Consider the following 15,704-nt stretch of genomic DNA (forward strand, 5'->3'; position numbering starts at 1 on the left):
CATGCCGAACTACTCACTATCGATCACATCTGAGTGGTTCCCAGTCCTTGATTCTACGGACCCTCAATCAGTAGAGATGGTGGGTCGAAAGGCCTGAACTCGGTCAACTTTCACTATATTAGGAGACATTTCACGTCGATGTTGTCGTCTCCTGTTCGTAAGATCCAAACGAGTTTACTCTGTCAATTGTTGACTAGGATCATAAATTATTTCGATACGACTCGTGACTGCCACCCCGTATGTCTGGTAAGCAAGAGCAGTCACTAGAGATGCACCAATCCCAAGTATCGTTCGAAATTTTGTCGACGGTGGATAGAGCGATAAAATGGAGGGCGAACAACATAGCGTTCGCAACCCTGCGACAGGGGAAGAACTCGCATTAGTTCGATTCTCAACCTCATCAGACGTAGAGCAAGTTGTCGAAGTCGCCGCAGAGGCGTTTAACGACTGACGTCGAACGCCACCAATCGAACGCACTCAATATTTATTCGACCTCAAATCTGAACTCGAAGCGAGATAAGAAAATATCGCGCAGGCGCTGTCGTGCGAACATGGTAAGACACTCGCAGAGGCGCGTGGTGAGATTCGTCGAGGGATCGAGAACGTTGAAGTTACCGTTGGTATCCCCGAATATGGTCCGCGAACAGTCCGGTGTGGTTGAGGACGTGGCGACCGAGGTCGACGCTGGAAATATCGGCGTCAACGTCGGCGTATTCGCACCGATGGGATTCTTCCACTTCGGTGGACGGAAGGACTTATTCTTCGGTGACCTCCATGCACAGGGTGAAGACGCTATCAACTTCTATACTGAAAAGACGGATACCATCGAACGCTGGTATAACTGACTTTCACAAACCTGTTCCCTTGCTCACTCTTTTCTTCGACGAGTCACGGTCTGAACTTGTGTGAGCTTCAACGGACGAATTAGTCTAGTTTTCGAAACTATCTGCTGCTTGTGATTGTGTTGTATTCTCCGAGATGACATTGTCATATTCCGCCCGTGCCGCGGAAATCGCATTTGTGAGTGAAGAGGTATCTTTTCCAACGATCAAGAAGTCGAATCCTTGCTGAATTCGAAGTTCCACTTGGTCGACGTTCACGGTGAGTGTCCCGATTGGAATGTCTGCCTCGTGAGCGGCGTCCACGACTCGTTCGAGAACCTTGTTGAATTTCTTTGAGTCCCACTGACCAAACCGTCCGATCGCAGCTGAGAGGTCGGCAGGTCCGACGAAGAGTGCATCGACACCGTCAACAGCTGCAATCGATGGTGCATTTTCAACGGCCTGTTCGGATTCGATCTGTACGATGGTGACATGACTGCCGTTTGCGCTCTTTACGTAATCTTCGAAAGAGTCACCCTCGTCAGCAGCACGGCCGGAGGCGATGCCGCGGATTCCGTCTGGAGGATACCGCATCGCAGTGACGAGGTCTCTCGCTTCTGTAACCGTATCGATCATTGGTACCATGATTCCGTCAACACCGATGTCCAGCACACGCTTTATCCGAACTGGGTCGTTCCAGGGGACACGGACGACTGTCTCAGTGGGCGAGGAGGTTGACTCAATCGCTCGAGACATGTTCTCTACAGTTTCCAGTCCGATTGTCGTGTGTTCGGTGTCGATAAGAATGAAGTCGGTTTCGTTCGCTGCGGAAACCTCCGCTACCCGGGGATGCCCGATAGAGAGCCAGGTTCCCATCGGATACGTTCGATCTTCGAATTTCGATTTGAGGGCGCAATTCATTGTGATCTATGAGGGGGGATTGTGCTTGGTGTGGACGTGTTGATGCTCGTCTTCTGTCGGCACCGTAACCTCTGGATACCGGCTTGTCTGCAACAGTGGCTCATACATTGGCTCAATCATCCATTGCCAGTGGTTGAACATAAAAACACGGGTAATTAACAGATAAATGAGGTGAATTACGGATGAACCCCATGCATTAATAAGTAATGTTAACATATGCCGAAACGATGCGATTCGGAGTTATCGGCTGTGGGACAATTGCTCAGGTGATGCATCTACCTTACCTGGCAGAACTTCCCGAAACCACGATTCACGCTCTCGTAGATCCCGCCGAGAATCGGGTCGAGGAACTGGGAGAGCGATACAACGTCCCACATCGCTACCAGACAGTCGATGAATTGCTTACGAACGCCAGTGATCAAGTGGACGCAGTCATCGTCCTCACGCCAGCACACGCACACGCAGACGCGGTGGTAAAAACACTTGAAGCCGAAATACACACGCTTGTCGAGAAACCCCTTGCAGCGACTCTCGAGGACGCGAACCGGATGATTGAAGCTGCGAATGCATCTGATGCAGTTTCGATGGTCGCATACATGAAACGGTTTGACCCCGCATACGAACAGGCCCACGAACGCCTCAAAGCGTTCGATGACGTCGACGTCGTCACGGCATACGATGTGGACCCAGATCATGGCCGGATTATCCACGAAGTGTACAATATCGTTGGTGCTGACCTCCCCGACGGATTCGTCGAGGAAAGTGTGACCGAGCGTCGAAACCAAATTGCGCAGGCTATCGGTACCGACGGCGACGAGCTCATCGATGCATACGATTTCCAGCTCGACCACGTCTGTCACGACATCAACGCGCTTCGAGGGCTGTTCGGTGAGGTTACAGATATCTCGCACGTCGACATCTTCTCCGAAGGACGATACGCAATAGCCCACCTCGAATATGAAAACAACGTTCGCTGTGTCCTCGAGACGGGTGATTCGGACCGAAAGTGGTTTGAACAGTTCATCCGCGTTGATGGTCCAGAGGGGATGTTGAAACTTGATTTCTCGAACCCGTTCATCCAGAATACGCCGACAGAGCTCCGTTTAAAACGTGGGGTGGAGGAACTGGAAGACACGACGCTCACACCCTCGTACGACGAACCGTTCAAGCAAGAACTCGAACACTTCCTCGAGTGCTCACAAAGCGGTGACCCGGTTCGAACACCTTTCGAGGAGGCTCGTGACGACCTACGAGTCATTATCAATCTCTTTGATACGTATCAGCAAACCGAACTCGAATCTAGACACGCACACTAATCATGTACGAAGACTTCGCCGCCGACCTTGCCGTGACAATGTGGGCGGATTTCGACGAAACACCTACTCGGACGACCGACTCACCAACAATCACCAACCTCGACACCGTTGTCATCGACGGAAACTTCCCGTGGACCATCGTGACTATCGAAGCCGAGGACGGGACCACCGGAATCGGTGAGTGCTATCCGTCCCCTGGTGTCCACGAGGTAATTACTGACTACCTCAAACCGGTCCTTAAGGACGAGAACCCACTCGACGTCGAACGGCTGTACTACCTGATGAGAGAGAGTCTTTCGGGTCGTGGTTCGCAATGGGGAATCGGTACTATCGCGATCAGTGGTGTGGAGATTGCACTCTGGGACCTCGCAGGCAAGATTCTTGACCAACCAGTATACCAACTTCTCGGTGGAAAGATGCGTGAGTCAGTGGAGGTCTACGCCGACTGCCACGCAGGAGAGGCAATGGTTTCCTCTGCACAGGAGGGTCAATCGGCTGAAACGTACGAACCAGATGCATACGCTCGTGCCGCCCGTGCGACTGTCAACGACGGGTTCGGGATCGTCAAATTTGACCTCGACGTTCCGTCGGGCCGCCGTGTCAATCGTAAGTCCCGACACCTCGACGGACCAGAGATCGAACACAAACAACAAATCGTGGAAGCGGTGACCAACGAAATCGGCCACGACGCCGAAGTCGCCGTCGACCTGCACTGGAACTTCAGTCCTGAGACGGCCACCCGTCTCTGTCAAGCAATCGATGGGTACGGTCTCGCTTGGGTCGAAGACCCACTCCCACCCGAAAACGCTGACGCGACGACCATGGTCGCAGAGCAGGTCAACGTCCCGATATTAACGGGTGAGAATCTGTATGGCCGCCATGGGTTCAGAGAATTGATTGCCCAACAGGGTGTGAGCTTCCTCGCCCCCGACGTTCCGAAGACTGGTGGTATCGCCGAGACGAAGAAGATTGCAGAGATGGCCGAGGCGTACTACCAGACGCTTGTTCCACACAACATTGGAAGTCCAGTCGCGACGATGGCGACAGTCCATGTCGGTGCGACGGTGCCAAACTTCCACGCTCTCGAGTACCATGCTCGGGAGATCGAGTGGTGGGACGACCTCGTGGATCAGGACGAGCCACTTATCGAGGATGGTCACATCGAGGTACCCGACAGTCCAGGGATGGGCATCGAACTGGACTGGGACGTCGTCGAACAGTATAAAAAATAAGCGTCTTCCCGGTCAGTCGTTCGTGACGTCCCGCCAGTAATCGAGGTTCTTTTTTGCGTGGATAAGAGGGTCAGTGGTCTGATTTTCTATTTCAATAGTGATGTGACCGTCGAATCCGATGTCGTCGAGGGTGTCACGGACCGCACTGAAGTCCAGCCGGCCTTTACCGAGGTCGGTGAACGCCCTGAAGTAATTGATCACATTATCGAGGTGGAACTCTGCATTGGAGAGCGCCTCGATATGGGAATCAAAGTCTGCCGGCGGTGCAACGTCTTTGAGGTGCACGTATTCAATGTCGTCTGCAAAGCGTTCGATTCCATCTGTAACATCACCGGACGGATAGTGTTCGCCGTATGGGTAGTGGTGTGCGGTGTCCCAGACGAGCTTGAGGTTTGAGGGACTTCGCTTGAGCCACGCCGAAATCTCGTCAGGTTGCTCGATATGTGTCGCACCGTGGTGGTGTAAAAGGGGTGTCACACCTGCATCATCGGCGGCGTAACAGATCCGGGTTATCCACTCATCGAGTGTTTCGTCGTCGACGTGGCCCCGCTGTGGTGGAAGAATACCAATGAATTCCGCATCGAGTCTCGACGCAGTATACGCGCCATCGACGACACGTTCACATGTCGCGTCTGATTCGAGCCACTCGCCCATGATGAGATAGAGGTCGAGTTCTTTCTCGTCGAGCAGGTCGCGGACAGACTCGTAGCCAACTGCACGAACTTTCTCGAGTCCGATCTCAATGCCGTCGTACTGACAGGCACCGATATCACCAATTCCACATGAAAGCGATTCCTCATCGTACAGGATTGTCGTGTAACCGATTCCCATACTATGCAGAGACTGATTAGGGAAATTTATAGATTTGGGGGACCGATTCAATGATTTTTATACGGTAAGAAGAAATAATGATATTTCGACACCAACAGATTGGTTCGTAATGGCTACACAAATTTTATTACTATAGAATATGACAACCATATGCATGACTTCGAAAGACCCCTCTGATTATTCAGGGGACCAGATAGCGTTTCGTACGAAATCCCATACCAATCGTGCTTCTCGACGTGCATTCCTTAGTGCGGCAGGAGCGTCTGGACTCGCTGGACTCGCTGGGTGTACTGGATTCCTTCCCGGTGGTTCGTCGAACTCGGATAGCGGTCCGAATAAGATATCCGTTGCAGCAGTCGAAGGATCAGGACGACTCTTCAAACGACTTGTCGACAAGTACGTCAGAGACGACACAGGCGTCCAGGTTGACGTCTCGTTGTTCCCATACGCAAACCTCTTCGAGAAGACGAGCAGTGTGCTCACCACGCAGGGAGACTCGTTCGACCTGGTCTTCATGGACGATCCCTGGTTCCCACAGCTAGCACAACACCTCGAACCTATCCAGCAATGGCTTCCAGAGGATATCCCGAAAGATAAGTATATCCAAACCACCCTCGACATCGCGACGTGGCCAGCACCAAAGGGCCCGGTCGTTCCGTCTGCGCAGGGCATGGAGGAGAAACTCCGTGGACTCGTGGTCGTGGGCAACACCCAATTGTTCGCCTACAACGCGAAGTACTATAAACGGGTCGGAGAGCGTGAACCGAAGACGTGGGATGACGTCTACCGTGCAGGGAAGAAGATTTCCGAGCAGATCGACGGTGTAAATGGGTACATCATCCGTGGAAAGCGCGGAAATCCTATCAATGCGAACTTCTTCGGACTCGGTAACTCACGCGTAGGCGATATGTTTGACAAGAACTGGCGTTACCAGTGGGACGGGTCGAAAGGCGTGGACACACTCGACTTCTACGTCAATAACCTGAAGTCCATCAGCCCAGAGGGTGTGTCGTCGTTCGATAGCGACCGAGTTCTCAGTAGTCTCAGCGACGGGAGTGCCGCACAGGCACCAGCTTGGCCTTCGGCAGCGTCTCTCTTGCTCGACCCTGAAAAGGCAGAGGAAGCTAAGAACATTAAGTTCACACCGATTCCAAAGGGAATGCGACAGGCACCACAGCAGGGCAACTGGATCGCTGGCATCAACAAATATATCAGTGATGACAAGAAGAAGGCCGTCGGCAAGGTTATACGGTCGGCAGTGTCGAAGGAGGCTCAGGCCAAATACGTCGGTCTCGGTGGTGTCCCCTTCCGACACGATACATTTAAAAACAACATGGATGCTCAACCGTGGTTCAACGCACTGTATACGAGCCTACAAAATGCTAAGTGGCGGCCCCGAACCCCGCTCTGGAACCGTATCGCCGTTACGCAAGGGAAAAACCTGAATAGTGCTCTGACCGGTGACGTGAGTCCAAAGAAGGCACTTACGAGCATCAACGATGGAGTAGAGTCCATCCTCAATGATGCCGGATACTACGAATAAGACAAGAGTGATCCATAATGGCAACCGATACATCAAACCAAACTAACATGCAGTCCGACGTTGAGGGTGTACTGCAGTCGGATGATAGTACTTCCGAGCGTGTGCTCCTCTGGGTCGACGAGCAACTCAAGTGGTTGTTAACCCTTCCTGCAGTAGCCATCCTTTTTGCGCTCACGTTCTACCCCCTGTTGCGAGCGCTGCAGATGTCGACGCAGCAGTTTCTTCCGACAGGGACGACGTTCGTCGGGGCAGAGAACTTCGTTAAATTGCTTTCCAACGAAACATACCACACGTCGTTACTTGTGACGGGCAAATTCATCCTACTGGCGGTCGGAATCGAGTTTTTGCTCGGTTTCGCGATTGCCCTACTTCTGAACAAGAGGCTGAAGTTCCGTGGGCTCTGGCAGACGTTGATTCTCATCCCGATGATCCTCTCTCCGACGGTCATCGGACTCATCTGGCGGCTACTATACACGCCCGACGGGTTACTCGACTTCCTTGCTGGTGGAAACGTCGGCTGGATTAGTGAGCCATCGATGGCGCTCTACTCGGTAATTCTCACCGACGTCTGGCAGTGGACACCGCTCGTCGTACTCGTTATCTTTGCAGGCCTCCAGTCGATTCCCAGTCACGTAAAAGAAGCAGCGATAATGGACGGCGCATCTCCTTTCCAGCGGTTCCGTGACATCACGTTACCGTACCTGAGTTCGCTTATCGTCCTAGTGCTGATCATCCGTATTGTCGACGCACTTCGTGTCTTCGCGAAGGTGTACATCTTGACGCGTGGTGGTCCCGGCGACTCGACGAACGTCATCAGCATGGAAATGTACCGGACTGCATTCCGGTTTAGCAGCTTCGGGGAAGCGTCGGCAATGGCCATTTCGCTGCTGGTCATTGTACTGGCCCTCGCGATGACATTCGTGAAGACAGCAAACATTGAGTTCTCGTCATGAGTACCGAACAATCCAAACCGTACCAGGAGAAGTCGCAGCTTGCACAGATCAGAGAGCAGCTAGTGGAATCAGGACTTGCAACAGTCCTCAAGTACACTGCACTCGCAATATTTCTTGTATGGACGCTTTTTCCGGTGTATTGGCTCGTCACTGCCTCGCTGAAGACGCGCGAGTCACTTCTCGCGTTCCCACCACACTGGGTCCCGACCCAACTGGCCTTCGCCAACTACATCGACCTCTTCGTCTCACGTCCAGCATTCGTTCAATTCATCTTCAACAGTGTCATTATAACTATGGTCACGACAGTTATCGCGACGCTAGTCGGTGCGTTCGCCTCTTACGGGTTTGTCACCTTCGAGTTCCCGTACAATCTGGACTTCCATCTGCCGTTTTATATCCTCTCGACGCGGTTTATGCCGCCGATCGTCACGATCATTCCATTGTTCATCATTTACCGGAACATAGGGCTCGTGAATTCGATTCACGCGCTTATCCTCACGTACGTGATGTTCAACATCCCGTTTGCCGTGTGGATGATGAAGGGATTCTTTGAGGAGATTCCAGACAGCATCGTTGAGTCTGCAATGATCGACGGACATACCCATGCCGGAGCGTTCTTGAAGATTGTCCTTCCACTGGTGAAACCAGGTCTGATTGCCTCTGCAATCTTCACCATGATTATCACGTGGAACGAATTGTTATTCGCGATTATCCTCACTCACGATGAGCGTGCGATGACTATCCCGGTCGGACTGGCGTCATTCATCACGAAGTACTCCGTCCAGTGGGTGCACATGAGCGTTGCGGCGACGATCGCACTGGTTCCAGTGCTCGTCTTCTCATTCGTCGCGCGGGATCAACTCATTCGGGGATTCAGTATGGGTGCAGTCGAAAAATGAATCGAATAGGCGAAACACTGATACCAATCAAACGTACACATAACGATAGACAATGGTTAGCGTAACGTACGAATCCGTCGAAAAGCGATACGGAGAGACCCTCGCTGTCGATAACGTCGACATCGACGTCGAAGATGGCGAATTCGCGGTATTGCTCGGCCCATCCGGGTGTGGAAAAACGACCACCCTTCGCTGTCTGGCAGGATTGACGACCCCGACTGCTGGCAGCATCTATCTTGGAGACTATGACGTCACGGACGTCCACCTGAAGAATCGGGACATTGCGATGGTGTTCCAGAACTTCGCACTTTACCCCCACATGAACGTTCAGGAGAACATTGGATATCCGCTGAAGGTCGCTGGTCAAGACGAGAAAACCCGAAACGAACGCGCCAGAGAAGTCGCCGAGATGGTCGAAATCGAAGAGCTCCTTGACCGCGATGTCGACCAACTGAGCGGGGGGCAACGACAGCGTGTCGCTCTCGCTAGAGCGATGATTCGACGTCCGTCTGTCTTCTTGATGGACGAACCGCTGGCTAGCCTTGACGCGAAGCTGAAGATTAGCATGCGGAGTCGAATCAAGGTGTTACAGCGCGAATTGGGTATCACAACGTTGTATGTCACGCACGATCAGGAGGAGGCGATGACGCTTGGTGACAAACTCATTATTATGGACGGTGGGGAGATCCAGCAGATTGGAACCCCCGACGATGTCTACCACGAACCCAACAACCAGTTCGTCGCTGGCTTCATTGGTTCGCCCTCGATGAACTTCATCGACGTTGAGTGGAGTGACGAACAAACTATTGCGCACTCCGGGGGAATAAGCGATTTCCAGGCCGAACTGGACCAAACGGTGGCCGCTCGATACGACGAGTATGATTCGTTCAGATTAGGTATTCGACCACAGTACTTCGCTGCCCACACGACGCCGACAGAAAACGCTGTTCCCGGTCGTGTACGAGTTACCGAACCACTCGGCGACGAACAACTCATCGACGTCGTCGTCGGGTTAGCGGACGGTGAGTCACTCGACATCACCGCGAAGATTCCAAACAACATCACCGTCAGTCGGAACGACGACATCTGGCTGTCGATACAAGATGCGCTAGTTCACGGATTCGATATCGAATCAGGTGACCGAATCGAAGAGGCTGATGACGCGCGGTACAGGGTTGCAGATTCGCCCTCCACCGATGGACGGCGCTCAGAGACGGTCCATGACTAATAGTTGGGTCGTCTTAAGGGCATAGATCCTCAATTATTAACGTGACAAGACATTATCACAGGACGAGACAATGGTCGAAATCGATTTCATGGCACATCAAGAGCAGTATAGCCCAAGGCAGCTATTGGACTTTGCAGAACTGGCTGAGGACGCTGGATTCGATATGGTTTGGACGTCAGATCATTTCCATCCGTGGTTCCATACGGACGCCGAGGCGGGCTTCGCGTGGTCATGGATGGGTGCAGCAGGAGAGCGTATTGACATTCCTGTCGGTACATGTGTCACACCTGCGACCGGGCACTACCATCCAGGCGTCATCGCACAAGCGTTCGCAACCCTCCAAGAGATGAACGACGACAAGGTCGTCCTCGGTCTGAGTACAGGTGAAGCAATGAATGAAACTCCGTTGGGCTTCGACTGGCCAAAATACCCTGAGCGGCGAGACAGACTCGAAGAGTCGCTCGAAATCATACGCGGTCTCTGGGAGAATGACAACTTTGTAGATTACGATGGTGACCGTTTCGAACTGGATGATGCGAAACTGTACACGAAACCCGAGACGGACCCGGAGATACATATCGCAGCGAACGGCCCCTCGACAGCAGCGCTGACCGCCGAGTACGGTGACGGTCTCATAACAGTCAAGAAGGGTTCGGAGTTCACTGATCGGATGTACCCTGCTGTGAGACGGTACACCGAGGAGGCTGGACGGGATCCAGACCAAATCGAGACAACCCTACTCGTGATTGCATCGTACGGCGAGACGTACGAAGACGCCGTCGAGAGCACTCGTCCATGGTGGGCGACGACTCAAAACGTCTTCGACCGCGCTATCGCCAACCCGCTCACTATCGAAAAAGAAGGCGACAAGGCGACTCGAGAACAAGTCGAGTCGAAATTCTTGATTGCCGATAGTGCTGAAGCGATCGTGGATCAACTCGAAGAGTACGCAGAGATGGGATTCGACAGAATCGCGGTTGCAAATACGAGCCCCGACCCGGAAGCATTCTTCGAGGTGATGGGGGACGAAGTCGTGCCGTCTCTCTAAATTCAATATCATGGTTTTTCTCCTCAGTTAGCATCGACAGACCGAATATTTATGTGAACTGCTCTCAATCTGCAAGTTAGGTATGCCCCAGCTGAATGGTGGCGAGATTATCGCCAAATATCTCGAGAAAGAAGGTGTAGAGTACCTCGTTGGAATCCCGGGCCACGGCAGTACAAACCTGCTTGATGCGTTCAACGACTCCGATGTAGAGGTAATCCAACCACGGCACGAGCAGGGTGCGACACACCTTGCAGACGGATACGCGCGAACGAGTGGAAAACCACTTGCTGTCTTCACCTCGATTGGTCCCGGTGCGACGAACACAGTGACAGGTGCGGCAACCGCCTACGTGGACTCTATCCCGATGGTCATCTTTACTGGTGCCCCACAGACACACGAGTACGGTCAGGGCATCCTCCAAGAAATCGACCGACAGAAACCGGGTGACTTCCCGAGTGTGATGGAACCGGTTACGAAGCAGAGTTTTGTCGTCGACAACGTCGAGCAACTCCCACGGGTTCTCAGACGTGCGTTCCAGATCGCCGTCACCGGTCGACCAGGCCCAGTTCACGTCGACGTCCCGATGGACGTTCAAGGAGCGGTCGCAGAAGTCGAGATTCCCAACCCCGCGACAAGTCGAACACACAGTCGTCCCGGCGGCGACCCTGAGTCGGTCTCTGAAGCCGCAGATCTCCTTGCAGAGGCAGAGCGTCCAGTCATCGTCCCGGGAGGTGGAACGATGATTTCCGGAGCCTGGAACGAGGTGCAGAAACTTGCAGAGCATCTCCAAGCCCCAATCATTCCCACGTTCCAGGGGAAAGGGATCATCCCTGAAGACCACGACCTTTTCGTTGGGTACGCGGGATGGATCGGAAGCACTGCCGGTAACGAACTCGCCAGTAATGCTGATGTTATCCTCGCTATCGGGTGTCGGTTTTCTGACCTCCACACCTCTTCGTTCGAAGCGGGCGTGAGCTTCGAGATTCCTCCGAGCAAATTGATCCACGTCGACATTGATCCGAACGAGATCGGAAAAAACTACCCAGTCAAGGTTGGTATCCAGGGCGATGCGACGGTCGTCACGAATCAAGTGTACGATGCTCTTCGTAACCGAATTGACCCTATCGAGAACGAAGATAACGATTACTACAGAGAGATTCAATCTCTGTGGGACGAGTGGCAGCAACAGGTTGAGCAACACTTGACGGATGACGTCCCGATGAGTATCTCTCGTGTTCTTGCGAGTCTCAGGGATTCCCTCGACCGAGACGGAATAGTTGTCTCGTCCGCAGGTCAGCCACAGGAGACGACGAATCCCCAGTTCCCGGTGTACGAGCCACGGACGAACATCTCGTGTGGTGGCTTCTCGACGATGGGCTTCGGAGTATCGGCTGCGATCGGTGCGAAGCTAGCGGCGCCAGACCGAGACGTCGTCGACATCGAAGGCGACGGTTCGTTCTTGATGTGCAACCAGGAAATCGCCTGTGCGGTCGAACATGATGTCGACGTCACGTATCTCGTCCTCAATAATCATGGCTGGAAATCCATTCGAAATCTCCAAGTCAACAAGTACGGGTGGGACCGTGTACTCGACACTGAATTCGATGAGGAGTCGGATGTTGACTTTATGAAGTTCGCTGACGCGTTTAACGTCGGATTTGCAGAGCGCGTTATCAAACCAGAGAATTTGGACAATGCCCTCTCAGATGCGGTTGCGTATGACGGTCCTGCACTCGTCGAAGCCATCGTCGAACCAGACAATCCTAACTCTGGAGCAATAGTTACCGGTGAATGGGATCTCGCCGACCTCGAATCGGAGGAGTGATCAGGATGGTTGTCTCGAGAACTGACCAGCACCTATTCGAGAACGCAGCGTTCCAAATCGGGTTGGGTACGTATAGTTTGACTGGAGACAAAGGGACAGAAACTATTCAGTCGGCACTTGAATACGGGTATCGACATGTCGATACGGCACGCCTCTACGAAAACGAACGAAATGTGGGTGATGCCCTCACCAGAGCAGACGTCGATCGAGAAGACGTCCTCGTGGCGACGAAGGTCGGTCACTTCGAAGAACCCGAGAAGACACCGACATACATTCAGGAAGCCGTAACAGCAAGTCTCGACCGACTTGGTGTCGATACCATCGACCTCCTGTATCACCACTGGCCACATGACGAGTCAGAGGTCGAGACGGTGTTACCAGTCTTCGACGAACTCGTTGACGAGGGTCTAGTTGCAAGCGTGGGAGTCAGTAACTATCCAATTCGGTACCTCGAGATGATACCAACGCTTATCGATGCGCCCCTCGTCGCTAACCAGGTCGAGATGCACCCATTGCTCCAGCAGCAGGAACTCTACGCGTACCTTCATGATCAAGATATTACTCTCGTCGCGTACTCTCCACTCGCGCAGGGGAAGGTGTTCGACGTCCCAGAACTCGTGAGGATCGCGGAGAAGCACGAAACCACCGCTGCGGCTGTGAGCCTCGCATGGCTTGCACAGAAGGAGGGAGTCGTCCCGATTCCCCGGTCGAGCAAGGACGCTCACATCCAACAAAACCTAGACACGCGCACGCTGTCGCTGGACGCAGAAGACTTCGAGACCATCGAATCTCTGAATAAGAATGAGCGACTCGAAGACCCATCGTGGATGGACTGGTAATTAGACAGGTCGTTGACCCCGCGCTTTGGCGATTCCCCCTTGAAGTACCCGCTTGACATCCCTTGCAGCCTTCCGTCGTCGTTCTTCGTCTGCTTGTTTCGAGTACCAGGCTACGCGGGGGGTAAGAATTACGTTATCTAAACTGCAAAGTGGACTATCGAACATTAATTCATCAGACTGGTCGGCAGGTTCGTACTGGAACACGTCTAGTCCCGTATCCCCGACTTCGCCACGCTTGAGTGCTTCTGAAAGCGTTTCCTCATCGACGAGCTCTCCACGAGCGACGTTCAAGAGTACTGCGTTAGACCGGAATCGACCGAATGAATTTGTATCGATTAGATTTGTTGTCTCTTCGGTTAGGGGTGTATGGAGTGAGACGACCGCTGCTTTTTCGATGAGATCTTCGAACGTCGTCTTCGAGACGCCAACGGATTCCATTTCTTCAGTATCCACTTACCTGTCTGCGGTGGCAACGTCCATTCCGAACGCCTGAGTTCTGGTTGCAACGCGGCGTGCGATGGTTCTAAACCTAACTAGACCAAGTGTACTTCCACGCAAACGCGAGATGTTCTCTGTCGAAAGTTTCCAGTCCCACAGCCCATCATGCAAGCCGTCGTTGTAATCGACGACTCATCGCTTCGTCGCAAGCATGAGTGCCATGGTGCGGTCGGCGACATCATTCTGACAGTACTCGGATGTATGGACGACGTGGATGCCGTATTCTGCAGCATATGCACTGTTGACAGCGTCTAGTCCGATCCCAAAGCGAGCAATCACGGTACAGTTTTTGAGTCGGTCGATTGCATCACTTGAATACGGAATCGCCAATAGTCGATCGATGACGATGTGCACGTCACCCAGTTGTTCTTCGAACTCGAATTCACTGTCGATGTCGACGGGGAGTAAGTCGACGTCTGTCCCTTGAAATACCGATTTTTCGACAGAGAGGTCGAATGTACTTCCGCGGTGATACCGACGACAGGAGAACTAGTACTACTATTTGACATTTTTCAGACCTCGATGAGTACTTTCCCGTCCACTCGTTTCGATGCCTGTTCGATAGCTGTGTCGGCTTCTTCGAGGTCGAAGATCGACGTGACGAGCGGGAGATTGTCAAGTTTTCCCGCAGCCATTAACCGGATTACACCAGTAAAGATTCGGTCCCCTGTGTGACCTTCTGCACCGTAAACCTGGGCTGCATTCGCCTGATATTGTCTAAGGTCGACTGATGCTGGCTCCCCTGCATTGCTGATATGGACGACGTTTGCAGTCTCAGCAAGCGTCTCATCGATTGCGGGGTAGGTCTGGGCGACGGCACCTGCCGTCTCTACGTGAACGTCGACCCCCATCCCGTCCGTCACCTGTGCAACTGCCTGTGTAGGGTCGGTCTCGACCGGGTTGAACACGTATTCGAATCCGAGTTCACGAGCGAGGTCACGCCGTTCATCGGAGGGTTCGAATGCGATGACAGCACCCGCTCCTGCCGCACGGGCGACATTCATTCCGGTGAGGCCAATCGGTCCGACACCGTGGAAGGCATAGTAGTCACCGGGCCGGATTCCTTCAGCACGGCCAAACAAACCGTTATAGGTAATAGTGGTCGGTTCGATGGTCGCAGCGGCCTTCAAGATGTCATCTTTTGATTTGTACGCTTTTTCAAGGGGCGACACGTCCCACAACAATATCTCTGGCACCGCGACGTACTCTGCAAACGCACCAGGAATGGTGAATCCCAGTTGCTCGAAGTTCTCACAGTGTCCGTTGAATCCGTTTCGACACATGTGACACCGGCCACAATATGAAGTTACCTCGGACGTGACGAGGTCACCTTTTGAGAAGGACTGAACATCTTCTCCCGTCTCGACGACCTCCCCCGAGAACTCGTGACCGATGACGTTTGGGAGATTTACGTATGCAGAGTAATGCATGTACCTGTCGCCGTCAGCATGCGTCATCGAGATGTCGCTCCCACAGACACCGGTATATCGAACTTTCACCAGTACTTCGTCTGATTCGGGTGTCGGCTTCTCTCTGTTTTCGATGTGAAGGGCTGGGTGCTTCCACGTCTGTGACCCGTTGTTTGATTTGTGCGTATCTGCCTCTGTCTCTGAACATTCGTACTCAGGACGTGGGTCCCACTCGCCGTCGAGAATTACAGCTTTCATTGTGATGTATGCAACAGAGTCCCATAGTGGTATAATTGTTACTGTCGCTTCAAGGATGTCCGATGAAAACATTTTCACCAAAC

The 15,704-nt window shown here is 53.0% G+C and carries 14 protein-coding genes and 2 pseudogenes; 11 read left to right on the forward strand and 5 right to left on the reverse strand.

The window, feature by feature from the left end; translation table 11 throughout:
• The first annotated feature begins 325 nt into the window (after positions 1 to 325).
• The gene (locus tag LIX15_RS32940; protein WP_265338432.1) at positions 326 to 451 is read left to right on the forward strand and encodes a hypothetical protein; all 126 of its coding nucleotides are present in this window, start codon (positions 326 to 328) and stop codon (positions 449 to 451) included.
• 223 nt (positions 452 to 674) lie between these two features.
• Positions 675 to 845 (forward strand): annotated as a pseudogene (locus tag LIX15_RS22875) (methylmalonate-semialdehyde dehydrogenase (CoA acylating)); the annotation flags it as partial.
• Positions 846 to 929: 84 nt separating this feature from the next.
• On the opposite strand, the gene LIX15_RS22880 reads toward LIX15_RS22875, so the two are convergent.
• On the reverse strand, positions 930 to 1,742 hold the full coding sequence (locus LIX15_RS22880) for an HpcH/HpaI aldolase family protein (RefSeq protein WP_227777106.1): 813 nt from the start codon (positions 1,740 to 1,742) through the stop codon (positions 930 to 932).
• A 227-nt stretch (positions 1,743 to 1,969) separates the two neighbouring features.
• Here LIX15_RS22880 and LIX15_RS22885 point away from each other — a divergent pair, with 227 nt between their 5' ends.
• Both LIX15_RS22885 and LIX15_RS22890 read left to right on the forward strand, forming a co-directional pair.
• A complete protein-coding gene (locus LIX15_RS22885; RefSeq protein WP_227777107.1) occupies positions 1,970 to 3,058 on the forward strand; it encodes a Gfo/Idh/MocA family protein in 1,089 nt (362 codons plus the stop codon).
• Between the two features lie 2 nt (positions 3,059 to 3,060).
• Positions 3,061 to 4,290: a mandelate racemase/muconate lactonizing enzyme family protein gene (locus tag LIX15_RS22890; protein ID WP_227777108.1), complete on the forward strand. Its 1,230-nt coding sequence runs from the start codon at positions 3,061 to 3,063 to the stop codon at positions 4,288 to 4,290.
• Between the two features lie 12 nt (positions 4,291 to 4,302).
• Here the strand turns inward: LIX15_RS22890 and LIX15_RS22895 are convergent, their stop codons facing one another.
• Positions 4,303 to 5,121: a sugar phosphate isomerase/epimerase family protein gene (locus tag LIX15_RS22895; protein ID WP_227777109.1), complete on the reverse strand. Its 819-nt coding sequence runs from the start codon at positions 5,119 to 5,121 to the stop codon at positions 4,303 to 4,305.
• Positions 5,122 to 5,275: 154 nt separating this feature from the next.
• On the opposite strand from LIX15_RS22895, the gene LIX15_RS22900 reads away from it, so the two are divergent.
• The 7 genes from LIX15_RS22900 to LIX15_RS22930 all read left to right on the forward strand — a co-directional run bounded on the left by LIX15_RS22900 (position 5,276) and on the right by LIX15_RS22930 (position 13,456).
• Complete coding sequence (locus LIX15_RS22900) at positions 5,276 to 6,664, forward strand: extracellular solute-binding protein (protein ID WP_227777110.1); 1,389 nt, start codon at positions 5,276 to 5,278, stop codon at positions 6,662 to 6,664.
• A 47-nt stretch (positions 6,665 to 6,711) separates the two neighbouring features.
• Entirely contained in the window at positions 6,712 to 7,617 is a 906-nt protein-coding gene (locus tag LIX15_RS22905; RefSeq protein ID WP_227777111.1) for a carbohydrate ABC transporter permease, read from the forward strand.
• Positions 7,614 to 8,516 (forward strand): carbohydrate ABC transporter permease, encoded by a 903-nt coding sequence (locus tag LIX15_RS22910; protein WP_227777112.1) that lies wholly within the window; start codon positions 7,614 to 7,616, stop codon positions 8,514 to 8,516. The genes LIX15_RS22905 and LIX15_RS22910 overlap by 4 nt, the downstream gene beginning before the upstream one ends.
• 52 nt (positions 8,517 to 8,568) lie before the next feature.
• Positions 8,569 to 9,744, forward strand: a complete 1,176-nt coding sequence (locus LIX15_RS22915; RefSeq protein WP_227777113.1) for an ABC transporter ATP-binding protein — start codon at positions 8,569 to 8,571, stop codon at positions 9,742 to 9,744.
• 70 nt (positions 9,745 to 9,814) lie between these two features.
• Positions 9,815 to 10,792, forward strand: coding sequence for a TIGR03557 family F420-dependent LLM class oxidoreductase (locus LIX15_RS22920; RefSeq protein ID WP_227777114.1), 978 nt, complete (start codon positions 9,815 to 9,817; stop codon positions 10,790 to 10,792).
• Positions 10,793 to 10,874: 82 nt separating this feature from the next.
• Positions 10,875 to 12,617, forward strand: a complete 1,743-nt coding sequence (locus LIX15_RS22925; protein WP_227777115.1) for a thiamine pyrophosphate-binding protein — start codon at positions 10,875 to 10,877, stop codon at positions 12,615 to 12,617.
• Between the two features lie 5 nt (positions 12,618 to 12,622).
• Complete coding sequence (locus LIX15_RS22930) at positions 12,623 to 13,456, forward strand: aldo/keto reductase (protein ID WP_227777116.1); 834 nt, start codon at positions 12,623 to 12,625, stop codon at positions 13,454 to 13,456.
• Here LIX15_RS22930 and LIX15_RS22935 read toward each other — a convergent pair.
• The 3 genes and pseudogenes from LIX15_RS22935 to iolM all read right to left on the reverse strand — a co-directional run.
• Positions 13,457 to 14,068 (reverse strand): annotated as a pseudogene (locus tag LIX15_RS22935) (NAD(P)-dependent oxidoreductase); the annotation flags it as partial. It abuts the gene before it with no gap.
• Between the two features lie 18 nt (positions 14,069 to 14,086).
• Entirely contained in the window at positions 14,087 to 14,347 is a 261-nt protein-coding gene (locus tag LIX15_RS22940; protein WP_227777538.1) for a Rossmann-fold NAD(P)-binding domain-containing protein, read from the reverse strand.
• A 119-nt stretch (positions 14,348 to 14,466) separates the two neighbouring features.
• Positions 14,467 to 15,621 (reverse strand): scyllo-inosose 3-dehydrogenase, encoded by a 1,155-nt coding sequence (gene iolM, locus LIX15_RS22945; RefSeq protein WP_227777117.1) that lies wholly within the window; start codon positions 15,619 to 15,621, stop codon positions 14,467 to 14,469.
• Between the last annotated feature and the right edge of the window lie 83 nt (positions 15,622 to 15,704).

It is taken from the genome of Haladaptatus pallidirubidus (assembly GCF_020700235.1).
Classification (GTDB): Archaea; Halobacteriota; Halobacteria; order Halobacteriales; family Haladaptataceae; genus Haladaptatus; species Haladaptatus pallidirubidus.